The following is a 19,750-nucleotide window of genomic DNA, read 5'->3' on the forward strand; positions in this document are numbered from 1 at the left end:
TGCGCGGCATCGGGCCGCTCCGTCAGCCCACCTCATTGCGCAAGCCCGCCTCATTGCGTCAGCCCGCCTCATTCCGTCTCATTGCGCAAGCCCGCCTCATTGCGCCAGCACCGCCCTGAGCTGGTCCAGGCCCCAGTCCAGATCCTCCTTGCCGATCACCAGAGGCGGTGCGATCCGGATGGTGGACCCATGGGTGTCCTTGACCAGCACCCCGCGGTCCATCAGCCGCTCGGAGATCTGCCGCCCGGTGCCGCGCGACGGCTCGATGTCCACACCGGCCCACAGCCCGCGCCCCCGCACTTCCTCCACCGCCCCGCCGCGGGCCATCCGCGCCAGCTCCCGGTGCAGATGCTCGCCCAGCTCGGCCGCGCGCCCCTGGAACTCCCCGGTCCGCAGCATGGCGATCACTTCCAGCGCGACCGCGCAGGCGAGCGGATTGCCGCCGAAGGTCGAGCCGTGCTCACCGGGGCGGTGGACGCCCAGCACCTCGGCGGAGGACACCACCGCCGACACCGGCACCACTCCGCCGCCCAGCGCCTTGCCCAGCACATAGACATCCGGAACGACGCCCTCGTACTCACAGGCGAAGGTCTTCCCGGTGCGGCCCAGGCCCGACTGGATCTCATCGGCGATGAACAGCACGCCCCGCTGCCGGGTCAGCTCGCGCACCCCGGCCAGATATCCGGGCGGCGGCACCAGCACCCCCGCCTCGCCCTGGATGGGCTCCAGCAGCACGGCGACCGTCTCCCCGGCCCCGGCGTCGAGCGCCGCCTCCATCGCCGCCAGGTCGCCGTACGGCACGATGTCGAACCCCGGGGTGTACGGGCCGTGGTCCGCGCGGGCCTCCGGGTCGGTGGAGAAGCTGATGATCGTGATCGTACGGCCGTGGAAGTTGTTGTCCGCGACGATGATCCTGGCCTGCCCGTCCGGCACGCCCTTGACGCGGTAGCCCCATTTGCGGGCGGTCTTGATCGCCGTTTCGATCGCCTCCGCGCCCGTGTTCATGGGCAGCACCGTCTCCATCCCGCACAGCGCCGCCAGCTCCGTGCAGAAGGCGGCGAACCGGTCGTGGTGGAACGCGCGCGAGGTGAGCGTGACCCGCTCCAGCTGCGCCTTGGCGGCGTCGATCAGCCGCCGGTTGCGGTGCCCGAAGTTGAGCGCGGAATACCCGGCGAGCAGGTCCAGATACCGGCGGCCCGCCACATCGGTCATCCACGCCCCCTCGGCGGAGGCGACGACGACCGGAAGCGGATGGTAATTGTGCGCGCTGTGGGCCTCGGCGGCCGCGATGGCGCGCTCCGAGGGGCGGTCGGTCGAGGTCAAGACGTCCTCCGTTCCGGGACACCGTGCTGGGATACGGCTTTGGGACACCATCGAGAAGGTGCGACACCATCGAGAAGGTGCGACACCATCGAGAAGGTGCGACACCATCGAGAAGGTGCGACACCACCCAGGGTGGGGGCGTGCTCCGTGACCGGCGAGCCGAGCGTCGCACCGCCGGGGTCAGGCGTGCGGCGGCCGGGGCGAGGGCGGCCTGTCGCGCCGCCGGTCCGCCGACCGGCCGGGGGCGCTTGTGGGCCCCTGCCCGGCCTCGAGCCCGGGCAGCTCCTGCCACCACTGCTCCTCATGGATGCGGTCACCGGGCGCCGCCCGATCCGGCATGCCCACGATCCGGGCCAGCACCCGCTCGGCCATCGTCTCGCCGCTCGCCGACGGCACGCTGTTTGCCAGGGAGCCGTCCCCCTGGGGGCCGCCCGCCGGTGGGTCGGCGGGCTGTGGCCCCTCCAGTGCGCGCCCGAGCGCCCGCAGCTCGCCGGGCAGCCCTTCCCCGTCCATCCCCTATGCCTTCCTGCCGTGCCCGCCCCGGCCGCTCACCGGGCGGGGCCACCTCGTCCGCTTCCAGCAGCAGCTCCAGCCGCCGCAGCGCGCGGCTCAGCCGCGACTTCACGGTGCCGCGCGGCCAGCCCAGGGCCGCCGCCGTCTCCGCCTCGTCCAGATCCAGCAGATAGCGGTAGGTGACCACCCACCGCTGTGGCTCGCTCAGCTCTTCCAGCGCGGCCATCAGCCGCGCCCGCCGCTCGTCCGCGAGCGCCACGGCCGCCGGATCCGCGCTCTCCGGTATCGCCGGATCGGCTCCGGTCATCGCCCCCTCGCGGTCGACCGCGGTCTGCTGCCGACGCGCCGAGCGCACCGCGTTCCGCGTCTCATTGGCGACGATCCGCAGCAGCCACGGCCGGAAGGCGGCATCGCCCCGGAAGGTGCCCAGCGCGAGATACGCCTTCACGAAGGCGTCCTGCACCACATCCTCCGCGTCGGCGCCCGCGCCCATCAGCGCGGCGGTGCGCAGCGCTATCGGCGCATGGGAGCGCACCAGCTCGGCATAGGCCTCGGTCTCCCCGGCCCGCACCCGAGCGATCACGGTCGCATCCCGCCCTGCCGCGGGTGCTGCTTCGTCCTGCGCTGCGTCTTGCGCTGCGTCTTGCGCTGCGTCTTGCGCGACGAGGTCCCCCTCCCGCGCCCCCTCACGAGTCCTCACACCTTTGATACACCGGCGGACCGACTCTGGTTCCACACCTGAGAGAATGGGTGGCATGGCCCTTGATCGTCCCCGTGCGCTCTCCGGTATCCAGCCCACCGCAGGCTCGTTCCACCTCGGGAACTACCTCGGTGCGATCCGGCAGTACGTCGCGCTGCAGGAGACCCACGACGCGTTCTACACCGTCGTCGACCTGCACGCGATCACCGTTCCGCAGGATCCGGCGGAGCTGCGAGCCAACAGCCGGCTCGCCGCAGCCCAGCTGCTCGCCTCCGGTCTCGACCCGGACCGCTGCACGCTCTTCATCCAGAGCCATGTGCCCGAGCACGCCCAGCTCGGCTGGGTGATGAACTGCCTCACCGGCTTCGGCGAGGCATCCCGCATGACCCAGTTCAAGGACAAGTCGGCCAAGCAGGGTGCCGACCGGTCGACCGTCGGGCTCTTCACGTACCCGATCCTCCAGGTCGCGGACATCCTGCTCTACCAGGCCAACCACGTCCCGGTCGGCGAGGACCAGCGCCAGCACATCGAGCTGACCCGCGACCTCGCGGACCGTTTCAACGGCCGCTTCGGCGAGACCTTCACCGTCCCCGCTCCGTTCATCGTCAAGGAGACCGGGAAGATCTACGATCTCCAGGATCCGACGATCAAGATGAGCAAGTCGGCCTCCACCCCCAAGGGCATCATCAACCTCCTCGACGAGCCGAAGGTCTCCGCGAAGAAGATCAAGAGCGCGGTCACCGACCTGGAGACCGAGATCCGCTTCGACGAGGAGAAGAAGCCCGGCGTCAGCAATCTGCTGACCATCTACTCGACCCTCACCGGCAGCTCCATCACGGAGTTGGAGACCCGGTACGAGGGCAAGGGGTACGGCGCGCTCAAGACCGACCTGGCCGAGGTGCTGGTCGAGTGGGTGACGCCGTTCCGCGAGCGGACCCAGGAATACCTGGCGGACCCGGGGACGTTGGACGGAATCCTGGCCAAGGGGGCGGACAAGGCTCGTGCCGTCGCCGCCGAGACGCTGGCGCTCGCCTACGACAAGGTGGGATTCCTGCCCGCGACGCGCTGAGCGTCCGGGCGGGTGCCGACCGGGGCGTCGAAGGGGGCGCCAAGGGTGGGCGTCCACCGTGGGCGCCGCCTCGGCGGCCGCCGACGGAGTGTACCGCTTCTCGCCCCTGACCAGGGGGTTCTTCGGCCCGTGCGCCGAAGAATCGAGGAATCTAGCCGCGAAGGCGGCACAGCCGCCACACTGGCATCGGTGCAGCGGACTGAAGCCCAGCAGCCCGTGAGGGCCAGGAGGGAGAACGCAGTGGGGACCGTAACGCTCGGCGTTTCGATCGCGGTCCCGGAGCCGTACGGCAGCTTCCTCCAGGAGCGGCGCGCGGGCTTCGGGGACCCGGCCGCTCATGGCATCCCCACGCATGTCACCCTCCTCCCGCCGACCGAGGTCGAGGCCGCGGCGCTGCCCGCCGTCGAGGACCATCTGGCCCAGGTCGCGGCCGAGGGGCGGGCGTTCCCGATGCGGCTGGCGGGGACGGGCACCTTCCGTCCGCTCTCGCCCGTCGTCTTCGTCCAGGTCGTCGAAGGCGCGGACGAGTGCATGGTGCTGCAGGAGCGGATCCGGGCGGCGCACGGGCCGTGCGCCCGTGAGCTGCAGTTCCCGTACCACCCGCACGTCACCGTCGCGCACGGCATCGACGAGGACGCGATGGACCGGGCGTTCGCGGAGCTGAAGGACTTCGAGGCGGCCTGGACGATCAACGGTTTCGCGCTGTACGAGCAGGGGGCGGACGGGGTGTGGCGGCTCGACCGCGAATACCCCTTCGGTTCGGGCGAACCGTCGGAGGGGGGCTCCCCTCTGGTGCCCCGTCAGGTCGATCTCACCCGCCCGGCCGCCCCCTCACCCGGGTGAGCCCCAGTAGCTCCGGGTGCACGCCTGCCCCGGAAGGGCGCTCGGCGAAGTGGAGCAACGGAGTCGTGGAGTAGCGGAGAAAAGGGAACCCGCCGCCGAGGAGTAAAAATCGGCGGAAGGGTAGTTGTTGATCATGGATTGGCTGACCCGGTTGCCGCTCATCGGCCCCGCCCTCGCCCGGGTGATGCGCACCCACGCCTGGCGTTCGTACGAACGGCTGGAACGCGTCCACTGGACCCGCCTGGCGGCCGCGATCACCTTCATCAGCTTTGTGGCCTTCTTCCCCCTCGTCACCGTGGGAGCGGCCGTCGGCGCCGCGACGCTCACCGAGTCGCAGATGCACCAGCTGCAGCGGAAGCTCGCCCAGCAGATCCCCGGCATCTCCGGCCAGCTCGATCTGAGCGGTCTCATCCAGAACGCCGGGACCATCGGGATCGTCGCGGGGGCCCTGCTGCTGTTCACCGGCATCGGATGGGTGGGCTCGCTGCGCGAATGCCTGCGCGCCGTCTGGGAGCTGGACGAGGACCCCGGCAGCAATCCCGTGGTGCGCAAGCTCAAGGACGGGCTGGTGCTCATCGGCCTGGGCGGCGTCGCCGTCGGCTCGTTCGCCGTCTCGACGTTCGCCGTCACCGTCGTCAACCGGGTGACGCAACTCCTCCACATCCCCGAGTACGGGGTGGGGGGCTGGCTGCTGCGCATCGCCGCGTTCCTGATCGCCGTCGCGGCCGACTTCCTGCTGCTGTGCTACGTCCTGACCTGGCTCCCCAGGGTCGAGCCGTCGCGCCGGAGGGTCGTGGTCGCGGCGCTCATCGGCGCGATCGGCTTCGAACTGCTGAAGTTGCTGCTGAGCAGCTATCTGCAAGGGGTGGCGGCCAAGAGCATGTACGGGGCGTTCGGCGTGCCCATCGCGCTGCTGCTGTGGATCAACTTCACCGCGAAGCTCACGCTCTACTGCGCCGCCTGGACCGCCACCGGATCGGCGGCCGAAGAGCTGGGCGAGGAGAAGGACAAGGAGCCGGACAAGGACAAGGGGCCGGAGAAAGAGAAGGAGCCGGAGAAAGAGAAGGAGAAGGAGCCGGAGAAGGGGGCGGGTGAGAAGACCGCCGCACCCGATACGGACACGCTCGGGCCGAACGGCCGGGCCGAGGGGCCCGGCCGCTCGGCGGCGTAACGGCTCGTCCGTCGTACGGCGCCCCGGCGCGGGCGCCCTCTCCGTCAGCCCCGGCGCGGCCAGCGGCGGTGCACCGCGTACGCCACCGCGCCCAGCACGGCCAGCGAACCGGCCGCGATCCCGGCCGCCGTCCACATGCCGCCGGAGGCGGCGCCGCCCGAGACGGACGCCTGGGCGTGCTCGTGCCCCTTCTTCGAGCCGCCTGCCGAGGCATTGCTCTGTTCCAGGCCCGCCGGACCGGGGCGGACGAGGGTGCCGACCGGATTCACCGAGTCCGCCGCCTCGAATCCCCAGTCGAGCAGCTTCGCCGTCTCCTTGTAGACCCCGTAGGGCTCCGCCTTCTGCGGGTTCATGACCGTGACCAACAGCACGCGCTTGCCGCGCTGGGCCACACCGGTGAAGGTGGAGCCCGCCTTGCTCGTATAGCCGTTCTTGACCCCCGCCAGCCCCTTGTAGGGCTTGACGTCGATGCCGGTCAGCAGGCGGTCGGTGTTCTGGATCCCGAAGCTCATGCGGACCTTCTTGCCCTTTTTGTTCTTTTTGTATTCTCCGGGGAACTGGGCGGTCGCCGTCGAGCAGTACTCCCGGAAGTCCGCCTTCTGCAGCCCGGACCGGGCGAACAGCGTGAGGTCGTACGCGCTGCTGTACTGGCCGTCCTCGTCGTAGCCGTCCGGTGTGACGACGTGCGTGTCCAGCGCGTTCAGCTGTTTGGCGTGTGCCTGCATGTCCCGCACGGTCGCCGGGACGCCGCCGTTCATCGCGGACAGCACGTGCACCGCGTCGTTGCCCGAGCGCAGGAAGACGCCCAGCCACAGGTCGTGCACCGTGTAGCTCAGGTTCTCCTTCACACCGACCAGGCTGCTGCCCGCGCCCATCCCGGCCAGGTCGGACGTCCGCACCGTGTGCTTCTGCGTCTTGGGGAACTTCGGCAGCACGGTGTCCGCGAACAGCATCTTCAGGGTGCTCGCGGGAGGCAGCCGCCAGTGGGCGTTGTGCGAGGCCAGCACAGCGCCCGACTCGGCGTCCGCCACCATCCAGGACTTACCGCTCAGGTCGCTCGGCAGCGCGGGCGCGCCCTGCTTCGGATCCACCTGGGTGCCGGGGCGGCCGAGCCGCGTCCCGCCCACCGTGGACATCCGGGCGGGAGGCTGCGCTGCCTCGGCTCCCTGGGCGCCGCCGCCCGGGTCGTCGTCGGCGGCGAGCGCGGGAGAGGTCAGCAGGGGGGACAGCAGGGTGGACAGCAACAGGGCGGCGGTGACGGCCAGCGGCGCGGCGGCGCCTCGCGACGGGAAGGTGTTCGAAGAGATCGGCACGTCTGCGAACGTACCCGCAGCCGCGCCGGACGGCGAAAGCACCGCCGTCTTACGGGTGGTGGACCCCCGCGTGGAGGTACGGGCGGGGGTCTCCATACTGGAGACCATGAAGCTCAGCCGCCCCGTGTCCTGGTTCCTGCTCGCCTTCGGGGTCTGGAGCTGGGTCATCTGGTTCACCTTTGTCAAGAACTTGTGGAAGGACGCCAGCGGGCTCGCTTTCGACGACGCCGGCGACCCCACCGCGTACTTTTGGGTGCACCTGCTCCTCGCGATTACGTCCTTTCTCCTGGGGACGGCCATCGGGGTGATCGGGTTGCGCGGACTGCGCGCTCTGCGCCGAAATGACGCCGAAGAGTAGCCGTCCAGATCGCCGCAAGCCGCAAGCCGCAAGCCGCAAGCCGCACGCACGCCGCATAGCCACACAGCCGCATAGCCGCATAGCCGCATAGGGGAGGACCGGGGATGGTCGTGCTCTTCGTCCTGATCGCACTGGCCGTCGTCGGGCTGCTCGTCGGCGTGCACTGGTACGTGTGGCGGCGGCTGGTCCGCGACACCACGGCGCCCGGCGGACGGGCACGCCGTACGGGCACGGCGGCGGCCTTCGCGCTCCCGCTGATCAGTGTCGGGACCCTGGTCGCGGGGCGTACGGGGGTGCCGTTCCCGGTCCAGCGGGTGCTGGCCTGGCCGGGGTATCTGTGGCTCGCGCTGCTGCTGTATCTGACCCTGGCCCTGCTGGTCGGCGAGGCGGTACGCCCCCTCCTGGGCGCCTGGCTGAAGCGCCGCGCCACCGCCGGAACCGCCCCCGCCCCCGCGTCCCCTCCCGCGCCCGCCCCGGCCCCGGTGCCCGCAGCCGCGCCGGGAGGTGCGGCAGCCATGGCGGCGGAGGCGCCCGAGGTGCCCGAGGTGCCCGAGACACCTGCGAGCCCCGAACCGGTCCGTACGCCGTCGCGGCGGCTGTTCGTCGCCCGGACCGTGGCCGTGGGTGCCACCGCGGCGGCCGCCGGAACGGTCGGGTACGGGACGTACACCGTGCTGCGCGGCCCGCGGGTCAAGCGGGTCACCGTGCCGCTCGCCAAGCTGCCGCGCCGCGCGCACGGCTTCCGGATCGCCGTCGTCAGCGACATCCACCTCGGCCCGGTGCTCGGCCGCTCGCACACCCGGCGCGTCGTCGAGACGATCAACCGCACGAACCCCGACCTCATCGCCGTCGTCGGCGACCTCGTGGACGGCAGCGTCGCGGACCTCGGCCTGGCCGCCGAGCCACTGCGCGGGCTGCGCAGCCGGCTGGGGAGCTTCTTCGTCACCGGGAACCACGAGTACTTCTCCGGCGCCCGGCAGTGGGTCGACCACGTCCGCGAACTCGGCGTCCGTCCCCTGGAGAACGAGCGCGTCGAGCTGCCCTGGTTCGACCTCGCCGGGGTCGACGACGTGGCGGGCGAGGACGAGGGGCGGGGGCCCGACTTCGAGCGGGCGCTCGGCGGCCGCGACCGGGCGCGGGCGTCCGTCCTGCTGGCCCATCAGCCGGTGGTGATCGACGACGCGGTCGAGCGCGGTGTCGACCTCCAGCTGTCCGGCCACACGCACGGCGGGCAGCTGTGGCCCGGCAACTACGTCGCGGAGCTGGCCAACCCCACCGTGGCGGGGCTGGAGCGGTACGGCGACACCCAGCTCTACGTCACCCGCGGCGCGGGCGCCTGGGGCCCGCCGGTGCGGGTCGGCGCGCCGCCGGACGTCACCGTCGTCGAGCTGGCCTCGACCCGCGCCTGATCAGTGGCGAGCCCGGCGTCCTACGAGCCCTCCTTCGAGACCTTCGAGCCCTTGGTCTGTTCGAACGAACCGAGGAAGATCCCGAGGGCCTGCTTGTTCTCCTTGGCGTTCCAGTCGTCCGCCGGTGTCGTCCACCGGATGGAGAAGCCCCGGCCGTCGCCGACCAGGAAGCCGCGGCCGAAGGTGCGCAGGTGGTCCTTCCCGACCGCGGTGGTCCACTGCATGTCGGCGGCCTTCCAGCCGCGGTAGTCGACCCGGCGGATGTCGTCGATCCGCTGGAAGCCGGGGTAGAGCTTCTCGATCGTCGGGATCAGGCGCTTCCAGCCGTCGACGGGGTCCTGTTCGGGGCCCCTCCCGAAGGTCACCACCAGATTGCGGTCGTCGCCCTCGGCGGTGAACTTGAGGTGGAAGCGGGAGCCGCTCTTGACCTGCCTCCAGCCCTTGGGGAGGTCGATGGAGAACCCGCCCGCATCGCTGGTGTAGCGGTAGTAGCCGGACGGCGGCGGGTCGTCGGGGCCGGGGGAGGAGCCGCCGCCGGAGCCTGCGGGCGGGGGAGCGGACGAGGACGGCGGGGGCTGGCCGGGGGCGGACGACCCGGGCGGGGCCGAATCCCCCGGCGTGGAGGGCGGAGGGTCGTCGCGCGGCAGGCTCGGGGCGCCCCCGCTCGGCAGTGGGGCGGAGGGCGAGGTGTCGGAGGTGCGGTCGTCGCCTCCGGTCAGGCCGCTGGTGGTGACCAGGGCCAGCACGGAGGCCGCTGTTCCGAGGACCAGGGTCGCGATGGCCAGTGCGAGCGGGCCGACCCTGCGCCCCCCGCGCCCGTCGCCGTGTCTGTCGCCGCGCCCGTCGCCGCGCCCGCCGCCGCGCCGCGCCGACGGGAACCACGCCTCGTAGGTGTTGCGCAGCCACGGCATGCGCGGCGCGGCGTGGACCGCGGCGGGCTCGCCCTCGGTGAGGATGCGCTCCAGGGCGTGCCGTACGACCGGTGCGGTCAGCCGCTCCCGCGGATCGTCGCGCAGCAGCCCGTGAATCACCGGGACGAGCGGTCCGGCGTGTGGCGGGGGCGGTACGGGCTCCTCCCGGATGATCCGCAGCGTCTCCTCCGGTGAGTCCCGGCCCCGGTGCGGCGGGCGGCCCTCGACCATGGCGAACAGGACCGCGCCCAGCGCCCACAGGTCGGAGGCGGCGCAGGCGCCGGTGCCGCGCGCCTGCTCGGGGGAGGCGTACGCGGGGTCGGTGACCTGCCGCGACGGCTCGGTGCCGACATGGCCGAAACCGGAGAGGACGACCTCGCCGTCCGAGCGCAGCAGGACCCGCGCGGGGCTGATGTCACCGTGCACGATGCCGGCGCGATGGGCGGAGTCGAGGACGGCGAGGAGTTGCAGCCCGATGCGGGTGGCGCGGACCGGATCCAGCCCGCCGCGCCATGCGAGTTCATCACTTAACGGGCGGCTGTCGCTCATGGGTCGGCCGATTCGTTCCTCAGCGCCGCGCTCCTGCGTGCTGGTCACGCTTTCACCCCTTGATGAACGTGCCCCATCCACCCTCTTCCCCAGGAGGTACGTCGGGGTCGCGGCGGGCGTTCAACGGCCGTGAAAACGCGGCGGGCCCGCCCCCGGGCAAAGGGGGCGGGCCCGTCACGAGCAGACCTGCGGGCGGCTCAGAAGCGACGCGTGATCAGCGCGCGCTTCACCTCCTGGATGGCCTTGGTGACCTCGATGCCACGCGGGCACGCGTCGGTGCAGTTGAAGGTGGTGCGGCAGCGCCAGACACCGTCCTTGTCGTTCAGGATCTCCAGCCGCTGCTCACCGCCCTCGTCGCGCGAGTCGAAGATGAAGCGGTGCGCGTTGACGATCGCCGCCGGGCCGAAGTACTGGCCGTCGTTCCAGAACACCGGGCACGAGGAGGTGCACGCGGCGCACAGGATGCACTTGGTGGTGTCGTCGAAGCGCTCGCGGTCCTCGGCGGACTGCAGGCGCTCCCGCGTCGGCTCGTTGCCCGTCGTGATCAGGAAGGGCATCACATCGCGGTAGGCCTGGAAGAACGGGTCCATGTCCACGACCAGGTCCTTGAGGACCGTGAGGCCCTTGATGGCCTCGACCGTGATGGGCTTCTCCGGGTTGATGTCCTTGATCAGCGTCTTGCAGGCCAGCCGGTTGCGGCCGTTGATCCGCATGGCGTCGGAGCCGCAGATGCCGTGGGCGCAGGAACGGCGGAAGGTCAGGGTGCCGTCGTGGTCCCACTTGATCTTGTGGAGGCCGTCGAGGACGCGCTCCTTGGGATCGATGTCGAGCTGGAAGTCCTCCCAGTACGACTCGGCCGCCACCTCCGGGTTGAAGCGCCGGATCCGGAAGGTGACCGTGATCGTGTGCGCGGCGGTGGCGTCGGCCGGCTCCGGGGCCTGGTCCTGCTTCTCAAGCGTGGGGGTGCTCATCAGTACTTACGCTCCATCGGCTGGTAGCGGGTCTGCACGACCGGCTTGTAGTCGAGGCGGATGGACTCGGAGCCGTCCGCGCCCACCTCTCGGTACGCCATGGTGTGCCGCATGAAGTTGACGTCGTCGCGGTTCGGGTAGTCCTCGCGGTAGTGGCCGCCGCGCGACTCCTTGCGGGCGAGCGCGGAGATGGCCATGACCTCGGCCAGGTCCAGCAGGTTGCCCAGCTCGATGGCCTCCAGCAGGTCGGTGTTGAACCGCTTGCCCTTGTCCTGGACGGAGCAGTTCTTGTAGCGCTCGCGCAGGCTGCCGATCTCCTCGACGGCCTCCTTGAGCGTCTGCTCGGTGCGGAAGACCATGACGTTCTTGTCCATGGTCTCCTGCAGCGCCCGGCGCACCTCGGTGACCCGCTCGGTGCCGGTGGCGTCGCGCAGGTTCTCGACCTGGTCGCGGACGAACCCGGCCGGGTCCTCGGGGAGTTCGACGAAGTCGGCCGTGGCGGCGTACTCGGCGGCGGCGATGCCCGCGCGACGGCCGAACACGTTGATGTCGAGCAGCGAGTTGGTGCCCAGCCGGTTGGCGCCGTGCACGGACACGCACGCGACCTCGCCCGCGGCGTACAGCCCCGGCACGACGGTGTCGTTGTCGGAGAGCACCTCGCCCTGGACGTTGGTCGGGATGCCGCCCATCGTGTAGTGCGCGGTGGGCTGGATCGGGATCGGGTCGGTGTACGGCTCGATGCCCAGGTAGGTGCGCGCGAACTCGGTGATGTCCGGCAGCTTGGCGTCCAGCTGCTCCGGCGGCAGGTGGGTCAGGTCGAGGAAGACGTGGTCGCCCTCGGGACCGCAGCCGCGGCCTTCGCGGATCTCCGTGTAGATGGAGCGGGAGACCACGTCGCGGGAGGCGAGGTCCTTCATGACCGGCGCGTACTTCTCCATGAAGCGCTCGCCGTCCTTGTTGCGGAGGATGCCGCCCTCACCGCGGGCGCCCTCCGTCAGCAGGATGCCCATGCGCCAGATGCCGGTCGGGTGGAACTGGAAGAACTCCATGTCCTCCAGCGGCAGCCCGCGCCGGTAGGCGACCGCCTGGCCGTCACCGGTGAGGGTGTGGGCGTTGGAGGTCACCTTGAAGAACTTGCCGCAGCCGCCGGAGGCGAAGACGACGGCCTTCGCCTGGAAGACGTGCAGTTCGCCGGTGGCCAGCTCGTACGCCACGACACCCGCGGTGCGCTTGACCCCGTCGACCTCGGTCATCAGGAGGTCCAGGACGTAGAACTCGTTGTAGAACTCCACGCCCTCCTTGACGCAGTTCTGGTACAGCGTCTGGAGGATCATGTGGCCGGTGCGGTCCGAGGCGTAGCAGGACCGGCGGACCGGGGCCTCGCCGTGGTTACGGCTGTGGCCGCCGAAGCGGCGCTGGTCGATCGTGCCGTCCGGGGTCCGGTTGAACGGCAGGCCCATCTTCTCCAGGTCGAGGACCGAGTCGATGGCCTCCTTCGCCAGGATCTCGGCGGCGTCCTGGTCGACCAGGTAGTCGCCGCCCTTGATCGTGTCGAAGGTGTGCCACTCCCAGTTGTCCTCCTCGACGTTCGCGAGGGCGGCGGCCATGCCGCCCTGGGCGGCGCCGGTGTGGGAGCGGGTGGGGTACAGCTTGGTGAGCACCGCCGTACGGCTGCGCTTGGTCGACTCGATGGCCGCGCGCATGCCGGCGCCGCCGGCGCCCACGATGACGGTGTCGTACTTGTGGATCTTCATGAGTGGATACCTCAGCCCCGGGGCCTAGCGGATGTTCGGGTCGAAGGTGAAGATCACCAGGGTGCCGAGCACGATGGTGAATCCGGCCGCCGTGTAGAGCAGCCCCTTCAGCCACAGGCGGGTGTTGTCCCGCTCCGCGTAGTCGTTGATGATCGTGCGCAGGCCGTTCGCGCCGTGCAGCGTGGCGAGCCACAGCATGATCAGATCCCATGCCTGCCAGAACGGCGAGGCCCACCGGCCGGCCACGAAGGCGAAGCCGATCTTGGTGACGCCGCCGTCCAGCACCAGCTGGATCAGCAGATGGCCCAGGACGAGGACGACCAGCACGATGCCGGACAGGCGCATGAAGAGCCAGCCGTACATCTCGAAGTTGGTACGGGTCGTCTTGGGCGTCTTACGGGTACGGGCCCGCGGCGGCTCGATGACCGGGGCCGGGTGGTCCACGTCGTACGCGCTGACCGCGTCGGTCGACGGGTTGGTGGTCTCGGCGGACATGTGCGTCAGCTCCCGAACAGTGTGCGCAGCGTGTGCTGCAGGACCGGGTAGAAGGCGCCGGCCATGAGCACGACCCAGATACCGACGACGGACCACAGCATCTGGCGCTGGTACTTCGGGCCCTTCGACCAGAAGTCCACGGCGATGACGCGCAGGCCGTTGAGGGCGTGGAACAGGATGGCGGCCACCAGGCCGTACTCCATCACGTTCACGATGGGCGTCTTGTACGTCGCGACCACGTCGTCGTAGGCCTCGGGGGACACACGGACGAGCGAGGTGTCCAGGACATGCACGAACAGGAAGAAGAAGATGAGGACGCCGGTGACTCGATGAGCCACCCAGGACCACATTCCTTCCCGGCCGCGGTACAGCGTTCCAGCCGGCACGGAAAACCCTCCGGAAGCGGGGACTGGGGCCTGCCGGCTTGACTGTCGGTCGGGCCCGGCCGGGTACGGTCCACCGGCCCTGGCCATCGTAGCGACGTGCTGTCGGAGGGTTCGCGCCGGGGGCTCAGGTGTGATCAAAGAAGCACGAGTGGGCAGCTCACGCCGGGCGGAATCGGGCGATATCCGGCATGGGGCTGCCCGGTGCCGCCAGCCGGGAGAGCCGCCCGCGGGCGATGCGGCGCAGCTCCTCGGGCTCGTTCCCCAGCCGGTCCCGGATTCCGGTCAGCAGCCGGTCCAGCGTCTCGTCGGGGGCCAGCCCGTCCAGGCAGATCACGAAGGCGTGACCGAAGCGCTGCTCGTATGCGGCGTGCGCGGCGCGTAACGCGGTGTGCGCGGCCAGTGAGCCGACGCCGGGCTCGGCGGGCAGCGGATGGCCGGTCATGGACTCGTCGGCCAGCGCCTCGGCGAGATCGGCCGGGGTGAGGTCGTAGCTCGCCTCGTCCCCGGCGGCCAGCAGCGCGCCGAGATCGGGATACGGGCGGTGGTCCGCGATCAGCCGGGCCCAGCGGCGGCTGCCGCAGCAGGAGAGCAGCGCCGTCTCGGCGGCGCCGGCGGTCATGCGGTTGAGCCGGTCGAGGCCGTCGGTGCCGCTGGGCCTGGAACGGGGTCCGGGACCGGACCGGGGGCTGGATCCGGGGCTGGGCCCGGGGCTGGACCGTGGGCTGGACCTGGACAGCGTGGACTCCTTGGGCGCGCGGGGACACACGGGGCGTACGGGACGCACAGGGCGCGTGGGGGAGGTGTGCTGGGGATTACGAGCAGTACACGGTAACGACGTGGAGAGGCCAGTGTGGCGGAGAGAGCGTAAATTCACTCGTAGGGGGTCGTTTTGTGGCGTGAAGTAGACAGGAGCGTGACAGGCAGGAGTGTGACGGAGACAGCAGTGCCGCCCCGACCCAGGAGGTGCGCGCCATGGGGTTGCCCGTCAGAGCCGCCAAGGCGGCCATCCTCCGCGGCGGCGTCGCCGGTGCCGCCGCGACCGTCGTCCTGATCGGCCTCGGCTGCCAGCAGACGCAGTCCACGCACCACGGCACGGCCTCCCCGAGGGCGCCGACCCTCCCCACGCGGCAGCACACCACCGGCTCCCCGGCGGTCACCCGCACCACCGCGGCGCCCACCTCCGCCCAGACCACCCCGACGCCCTCCGCCGCGCCCCGCACGATCCCCTCCGTCCGCGCGTTCACGCCGCGGTCCGGCCCCGGCTGGAAGCCCGGCAGGAACAGCCGGGTGGTCGCCGACCTCCGGGGCCCGCTGGCCGACGAGGCCCGCATGATCGCCGGGGAGCTGGGGCTGCGCACCGCCTCCGGTGCCCCGCGCCGGGGCGACCTGGCCCTCGCCGTCGTGGCCGGTCAGGGCGGCGGCACCGAGGGGTACACGCTCACCGTCCACCAGGGCAGCGCCCGCGTCACCGGCCCGTCCACCGCGGGCGTCTTCTACGGCACCCGCACCGTGAAGCAGGCCCTGGCTTCCGGCGGCAAGCTCCCCGAGGGCGTCATCCACGACCGCCCCGACCGCCCCCAGCGCGGGCTGAACCTGGACATCGCGCGCAAGTTCTACACCGCCGGATGGATCGAGGCGCGGCTGCGCGAGATGGCCGACCTCAAGCTCAACCAGCTGGGCCTGCACTTCTCGGACGACCAGGGATTTCGTATCCAAAGCGATACCCACCCCGAGATCGTCTCCGCGCGGCACCTCACCAAGGCCCAGGTACGGCAGATCGTCGCGCTCGCACAGCGGCTGCACATCACCGTCGTGCCCGAGATCGACTCGCCCGGCCACCTCGGCGCGGTGATCCGGCAGCACCCGGAGCTGCAGCTGCGCAACGCGGGCGGCACCTCGTTCCAGGGCGACGTGGACATCTCCAAGCCGGCTTCCGCCCGGATCGTGGACCAGCTGATGCGCGAGTACGCCCCGCTCTTCCCCGGCCGCTACTGGCATCTGGGCGCCGACGAGTACCTGGCGCTCACCGTCAAGGACCCCCAGGCCTCGTTCCCGCAGCTCGTCGCCGCCGCGCAGCGCAAGTACGGCTCGAAGGCCACGGTCCAGGACCTGGCCACCGGCTGGCTGAACGACCGGGCGGCGGTCGCCCGCTCGCTCGGCAAGGAGCCCAAGGCGTGGAACGACGGCTTCTTCACCGGCGGGGTGATCTCCCCCGACAAGAACATCCAGGTCGAGTACTGGACCGGCCGCACCAAATGGCCCGCCCGGCCGCCCGTGGAGTATCTGCGCGAGGGCCGGAACGTGGTGAACCTCAACTCCGAGTACCTCTACTACGTGCTCGGCCAGCCCAACGGCTTCTCCTACCCCACCGGCAAGCGCATCTACGACGAATGGACCCCCGGCACGCTGCGCGGGACCCAGCCCATCTCCGACGAAAAGCTGACCGGCCCGAGCCGTGTCCTCGGCGCCCGCTTCGCGGTCTGGTCCGATCAGCCCGGCGCCCAGACCGAGCAGCAGGTCGCCAAGGGCATCCGGCTGCCGCTCGCCGCGCTCTCCCAGCGCCTGTGGGACCCCGGAAACCCGCCGCTGACCTGGTCCGCCTTCACCCGGCTCGCCGACCGGCTGGGGGTCTGAGCAGCACGGGAGCGGGCGGGAAGGCACGCGGGAAGGCGGCGGTGAAGGGGGTGGGGGGCGGAGGGACGGCCGGGGCCGCCACCCCCCACAGGAGAGGCCCCGACCGCCGTCCAGCGTGGGCCGGTGAAGGCCCTTGCTCCTTATAGCGTCGCACGCTTCGGATACGTCACACCCGCCGTGGACCCGAAACCTGACCGTTACGGGCACGCCGGTCGGGCCCATGCCCTGGGCCGACTCTGGACGGGACCGGTCGGATGCCCGTAACGTGCAGGTCCGCGCTGTGGGCGCGGTCAGATTATTTTCTCGCGTGGTTCCGATCGGACCACGTCCCCAGGGGGATCAAGAAATGTATCCGTGCGGGAACTGCCGCGCCGTCGCCGTCGGTCCCGACGGTCGCTGCGCGGCGTGCGGCACCTATCAGCAGCAGCTGCAGCAGCATCCGGCCCCGGCCGCCGGGCCCGGGGGCTATCCCGCCGCCCCGCCGATGGGCATGCCGGCCGGCGGCGTCGACCTGCGCCGCGGGCTGTCCACCACGCTCACCGTGCTGTTCGCCCTGATGATCCCCACGCTGATCCTGGTCACGATCGCGCGCGGGGGCCAGTACGGGGTCGTCTCGGACATGCTCGACAACACCAGCGACGTGTCCCTCGACGACGCCAACGACGCCGACAACTTCTATCTGGGCATGTCGGTCCTCAACGCCCTGGTCACCATCCCGGCCACGATCGTGTGGGCCGTCTGGTTCCGGCGGCTGCGGCTGAACGCCGAGGCGTTCGCGCCCGGCCAGCACCGGATGAGCCCCGGCTGGGCCGCCGGATCCTGGTTCACCCCGGTGGTGAACCTCTGGTTCCCCAAGCAGATCGCCAACGACATCTGGCGTGCCAGCTCCCCCCAGGGGCCGCACCGGGTCAACCGTGCTCTGCTCAACGGCTGGTGGGTGACGCTGCTGGTCTCGATCGGCGTCGGCCTGGTGGGAAGCATGCAGTACACGGCCGCCGACACGAGGCTGACGCAGATGGAGCACGGCGACATCGGCGGCCTCGGCGAGGTGCGCGATGTGATCGGGGACATGAAGTCGGCCCTCGGCATCAGCATCTTCGCGATGCTGATCACCATCGCCGCCGCGATCCTCGCCCTGCTGCTGGTCCGCCAGATCACCGCCATGCAGGAGCAGCGCGCCGCGCTGCCGCCGCAGATGGCACCGATGGGGCCGATGGGCGGTGGCCCGATGGGCGGCGCGCCCGGCACCCCGGGCGGCCCGTCGCCGTACGGTGCGCCCGGCCCGTCCCCGTACGGCGGGTCCCCGTACGGCGGCGCCCCGCAGACGCCCCCGGCCATGCCGCAGAACCCGCCCGGGACGTACCCTCCCTACGGCCAGGGCTAGCCCACCGCGACGCCATCGCGGACCTCAGATCTCCGAGTGGGGCAGGAAGAGAGCGTGCAGGGGGACGACGCGGAACTCACCGCCGCCGTGTGTGCGGCACAAGGTGGGGACGAGACCGCCTTCCGGACCGTGTACCGGTGCGTCCACCCCCGCCTGCTCGGATACGTGCGCACCCTGGTCGGTGACGCCGACGCGGAGGACATCACCTCCGAGGCGTGGCTGCAGATAGCCCGCGACCTCGGACGGTTCGACGGGGACGCCGACCGGTTCCGCGGCTGGGCCGCCCGCATCGCCCGCAACCGCGCCCTCGACCACATACGGATGCGCGGCCGGCGCCCGGTCATCGGCGGTGACGAGACGGAGCTGGAGACCCGGGCGTCCGAGGCCGACACCGCCGGAGAGGCCCTGGAGGCCCTCGGTACCGGCCGCGCGCTCAACCTCATCGCCCAGCTCCCGCAGGACCAGGCGGAGGCGGTGGTGCTGCGCGTGGTCCTCGGCCTGGACGCCAAGAGCGCGGCCGCGGTGCTCGGCAAGCGCCCGGGCGCGGTACGGACCGCCGCCCACCGCGGTCTGCGGCGGCTGGGCGATCTGCTCGGTGACACGCCCGTGCTCGACGGGATACCCGGGCAGCGCGAGACGGGGGTGGCCAGGTCCGCGGGTGTGACGGAATCAGGCGCGCCAACGCAGAAAGACATGTGATGGCCGACGACCACCGCTACAGCTGGCTGGATGACAAGGCCGCGGAGCGGCTGCTTCGCGGTGAACCGGTCGAGGGGCGGCACGGTACCCCCGACGACCGGAGCGATCGGCCGCACGCCGAAGCGGAACGGCTGGCGGCCGTGCTCGGCGCCGTGGCCCAGCTGGCCCGCCGCCCGGACGGCGCCGCCCCGGGCGGCACGGCCCCGCTCCCCGGCGAGGAGGCGGCGGTGGCCGCGTTCCGCGCCGCGCGGGCCAAGCCGACGGTGGTTCCGATGTCGGCGGAAGACCAGGTCGGCGCCGAGTTGACGCGCATAGCGCGATCGGGCGAGCCCGCCGCTGCCCCCGCCGGGCGGCGGACCGGATGGCGCGGGATGCGCCGTCCGCTGCGCGCGGGCATGGTGGCCGCGGTGGCGGCCTGCACGCTCAGCGGCTTCGCGGTCGCGGCGGCGGCCGGTGTGCTGCCGTTCGGGCACGGCGACGGCACCCCGGGCCCCGGCGCGAGCGTGTCGGACACCGGCCCCGGCGGCGGGGAGTCGGCGCGGCCGGAGATCTCCGGGGGCGGCGGTTCGTCCACGTCGCCCGACGGCACCGGCGGCGGTACCTCGGAGGGCCCCCAGGGCCGGGGCGTACCGGGCGGCGACGAGGGCCACGGCAAGGACAAGCGCGGCAAACACGGCAAACACGGCAAGCGCGACGGGCGCGGCGACCAGGGCAAGGGGGAGAAGGGCGTCCCCGGGGCCTGGAAGACCGGCACCGGCCAGGGCAAGGGCAATGGTCAGCGGGCCCGGGGCGCCTGTCGCCGCTACCTCGCGGCGGAGGCCGGTACTGGACCGGCCGTCGGCAAGAACGCGCTGAACAAGCTCACACGGGCGGCGGGCAGCCGCTCCGGCATCCATGACTACTGCGTGCGGCTCGTCGGCGCCGGCACCGTTCCGCGCGGCCGCACCAACGGCACGGACGATTCCGGGAGCGGCGAGGACGGGTCCTCCCACCCCGCGCCCCCACCGCCCTCCGACAGGCCCTCCGGAGACGAGGGCGGTACGCCGAGCCCGGAGTCCACCACATCCGGCACCTCGTCGCAGCCCCTGTCCGGCGCCCGGTCCGGCAGTACGTCCGACAGCGCCTCCGACAGCCCGTCCGGCGCCCCCTCCGCGCAGCAGTCCGACTCCGCGGAACCCGCGAAATCCGAAGCTCCCTGAGGGGTCCCGGATCCAGGTGTGACGTTTTTTCCAGGGGGGACGCAGTAAGAAACGGGCCGACTGGTCATC

The 19,750-nt window shown here is 71.5% G+C and carries 17 protein-coding genes and 1 pseudogene; 9 read left to right on the forward strand and 9 right to left on the reverse strand.

What is annotated here, in order from left to right; genetic code table 11:
- Nucleotides 1-96 precede the first annotated feature (96 nt).
- Nucleotides 97-1,323, reverse strand: a complete 1,227-nt coding sequence (rocD, locus tag ASC60_RS04560) for an ornithine--oxo-acid transaminase (protein ID WP_055546812.1) — start codon at nt 1,321-1,323, stop codon at nt 97-99.
- Between the two features lie 547 nt (nt 1,324-1,870).
- Nucleotides 1,871-2,419: pseudogene (locus ASC60_RS04565) on the reverse strand (RNA polymerase sigma factor); the annotation flags it as partial.
- Between the two features lie 172 nt (nt 2,420-2,591).
- Here ASC60_RS04565 and trpS point away from each other — a divergent pair.
- The 3 genes from trpS to ASC60_RS04580 all read left to right on the forward strand — a co-directional run bounded on the left by trpS (nt 2,592) and on the right by ASC60_RS04580 (nt 5,619).
- Entirely contained in the window at nt 2,592-3,605 is a 1,014-nt protein-coding gene (gene trpS / locus ASC60_RS04570; protein WP_055546814.1) for a tryptophan--tRNA ligase, read from the forward strand.
- A 240-nt stretch (nt 3,606-3,845) separates the two neighbouring features.
- The gene (locus ASC60_RS04575; protein WP_055546816.1) at nt 3,846-4,448 is read left to right on the forward strand and encodes a 2'-5' RNA ligase family protein; all 603 of its coding nucleotides are present in this window, start codon (nt 3,846-3,848) and stop codon (nt 4,446-4,448) included.
- Between the two features lie 133 nt (nt 4,449-4,581).
- Entirely contained in the window at nt 4,582-5,619 is a 1,038-nt protein-coding gene (locus tag ASC60_RS04580) for a YihY/virulence factor BrkB family protein (RefSeq protein ID WP_079038147.1), read from the forward strand.
- Between the two features lie 44 nt (nt 5,620-5,663).
- Here the strand turns inward: ASC60_RS04580 and ASC60_RS04585 are convergent, their stop codons facing one another.
- Entirely contained in the window at nt 5,664-7,040 is a 1,377-nt protein-coding gene (locus tag ASC60_RS04585; protein WP_370592874.1) for a D-alanyl-D-alanine carboxypeptidase family protein, read from the reverse strand.
- On the opposite strand from ASC60_RS04585, the gene ASC60_RS42615 reads away from it, so the two are divergent.
- Nucleotides 7,039-7,290, forward strand: coding sequence for an SCO4848 family membrane protein (locus tag ASC60_RS42615; protein ID WP_055547269.1), 252 nt, complete (start codon nt 7,039-7,041; stop codon nt 7,288-7,290). The two genes, ASC60_RS04585 and ASC60_RS42615, sit on opposite strands and share 2 nt — an antisense overlap.
- A gap of 104 nt (nt 7,291-7,394) precedes the next feature.
- Nucleotides 7,395-8,699: a metallophosphoesterase gene (locus ASC60_RS04595; protein ID WP_055546820.1), complete on the forward strand. Its 1,305-nt coding sequence runs from the start codon at nt 7,395-7,397 to the stop codon at nt 8,697-8,699.
- 20 nt (nt 8,700-8,719) lie between these two features.
- Here the strand turns inward: ASC60_RS04595 and ASC60_RS04600 are convergent, their stop codons facing one another.
- The 6 genes from ASC60_RS04600 to ASC60_RS04625 form a co-directional block, all read right to left on the reverse strand.
- Nucleotides 8,720-10,207 carry a protein kinase gene (locus ASC60_RS04600; RefSeq protein ID WP_159043201.1) on the reverse strand — a complete coding sequence of 496 codons (1,488 nt, stop codon included), beginning with the start codon at nt 10,205-10,207 and terminating at the stop codon, nt 8,720-8,722.
- Nucleotides 10,208-10,356: 149 nt separating this feature from the next.
- Nucleotides 10,357-11,130: a succinate dehydrogenase iron-sulfur subunit gene (locus ASC60_RS04605; RefSeq protein ID WP_055546824.1), complete on the reverse strand. Its 774-nt coding sequence runs from the start codon at nt 11,128-11,130 to the stop codon at nt 10,357-10,359.
- Nucleotides 11,130-12,884 (reverse strand): succinate dehydrogenase flavoprotein subunit, encoded by a 1,755-nt coding sequence (gene sdhA, locus ASC60_RS04610; RefSeq protein WP_055546826.1) that lies wholly within the window; start codon nt 12,882-12,884, stop codon nt 11,130-11,132. The genes ASC60_RS04605 and sdhA overlap by 1 nt, the downstream gene beginning before the upstream one ends.
- 24 nt (nt 12,885-12,908) lie before the next feature.
- Nucleotides 12,909-13,379, reverse strand: coding sequence for a succinate dehydrogenase hydrophobic membrane anchor subunit (locus ASC60_RS04615; RefSeq protein ID WP_055546828.1), 471 nt, complete (start codon nt 13,377-13,379; stop codon nt 12,909-12,911).
- 5 nt (nt 13,380-13,384) lie between these two features.
- The gene (sdhC, locus tag ASC60_RS04620; protein WP_079038149.1) at nt 13,385-13,765 is read right to left on the reverse strand and encodes a succinate dehydrogenase, cytochrome b556 subunit; all 381 of its coding nucleotides are present in this window, start codon (nt 13,763-13,765) and stop codon (nt 13,385-13,387) included.
- A 157-nt stretch (nt 13,766-13,922) separates the two neighbouring features.
- Nucleotides 13,923-14,531 (reverse strand): 2-oxo-4-hydroxy-4-carboxy-5-ureidoimidazoline decarboxylase, encoded by a 609-nt coding sequence (locus ASC60_RS04625; protein WP_107096979.1) that lies wholly within the window; start codon nt 14,529-14,531, stop codon nt 13,923-13,925.
- A 206-nt stretch (nt 14,532-14,737) separates the two neighbouring features.
- Here ASC60_RS04625 and ASC60_RS04630 point away from each other — a divergent pair, with 206 nt between their 5' ends.
- From ASC60_RS04630 to ASC60_RS04645, 4 genes are all read left to right on the forward strand, one after another.
- Complete coding sequence (locus ASC60_RS04630) at nt 14,738-16,399, forward strand: family 20 glycosylhydrolase (protein WP_055546834.1); 1,662 nt, start codon at nt 14,738-14,740, stop codon at nt 16,397-16,399.
- A 346-nt stretch (nt 16,400-16,745) separates the two neighbouring features.
- Nucleotides 16,746-17,783, forward strand: a complete 1,038-nt coding sequence (locus ASC60_RS04635; protein ID WP_055546836.1) for a DUF4328 domain-containing protein — start codon at nt 16,746-16,748, stop codon at nt 17,781-17,783.
- 54 nt (nt 17,784-17,837) lie between these two features.
- Nucleotides 17,838-18,482, forward strand: coding sequence for an RNA polymerase sigma factor (locus tag ASC60_RS04640; RefSeq protein WP_055546838.1), 645 nt, complete (start codon nt 17,838-17,840; stop codon nt 18,480-18,482).
- Complete coding sequence (locus ASC60_RS04645) at nt 18,482-19,681, forward strand: hypothetical protein (protein ID WP_055546840.1); 1,200 nt, start codon at nt 18,482-18,484, stop codon at nt 19,679-19,681. Before ASC60_RS04640 ends, ASC60_RS04645 begins: the two co-directional genes overlap by 1 nt.
- Nucleotides 19,682-19,750: the final 69 nt, after the last annotated feature.

This window comes from Streptomyces sp. NBRC 110028 (assembly GCF_001417735.1).
GTDB lineage: Bacteria > Actinomycetota > Actinomycetes > Streptomycetales > Streptomycetaceae > Streptomyces.

Bases quoted from the DNA above. Each gene is read 5' to 3' on its own strand.
- trpS (WP_055546814.1), top strand. From the start codon at position 2,592: ATGGCCCTTGATCGTCCCCGTGCGCTCTCCGGTATCCAGCCCACCGCA.
- ASC60_RS04580 (WP_079038147.1), top strand. From the start codon at position 4,582: ATGGATTGGCTGACCCGGTTGCCGCTCATCGGCCCCGCCCTCGCCCGG.
- ASC60_RS42615 (WP_055547269.1), top strand. From the start codon at position 7,039: ATGAAGCTCAGCCGCCCCGTGTCCTGGTTCCTGCTCGCCTTCGGGGTC.
- ASC60_RS04585 (WP_370592874.1), bottom strand. From the start codon at position 7,040: ATGGTCTCCAGTATGGAGACCCCCGCCCGTACCTCCACGCGGGGGTCC.
- ASC60_RS04595 (WP_055546820.1), top strand. From the start codon at position 7,395: ATGGTCGTGCTCTTCGTCCTGATCGCACTGGCCGTCGTCGGGCTGCTC.
- ASC60_RS04605 (WP_055546824.1), bottom strand. From the start codon at position 11,130: ATGAGCACCCCCACGCTTGAGAAGCAGGACCAGGCCCCGGAGCCGGCC.
- sdhA (WP_055546826.1), bottom strand. From the start codon at position 12,884: ATGAAGATCCACAAGTACGACACCGTCATCGTGGGCGCCGGCGGCGCC.
- ASC60_RS04615 (WP_055546828.1), bottom strand. From the start codon at position 13,379: ATGTCCGCCGAGACCACCAACCCGTCGACCGACGCGGTCAGCGCGTAC.
- ASC60_RS04630 (WP_055546834.1), top strand. From the start codon at position 14,738: ATGGGGTTGCCCGTCAGAGCCGCCAAGGCGGCCATCCTCCGCGGCGGC.
- ASC60_RS04635 (WP_055546836.1), top strand. From the start codon at position 16,746: ATGTATCCGTGCGGGAACTGCCGCGCCGTCGCCGTCGGTCCCGACGGT.
- ASC60_RS04645 (WP_055546840.1), top strand. From the start codon at position 18,482: ATGGCCGACGACCACCGCTACAGCTGGCTGGATGACAAGGCCGCGGAG.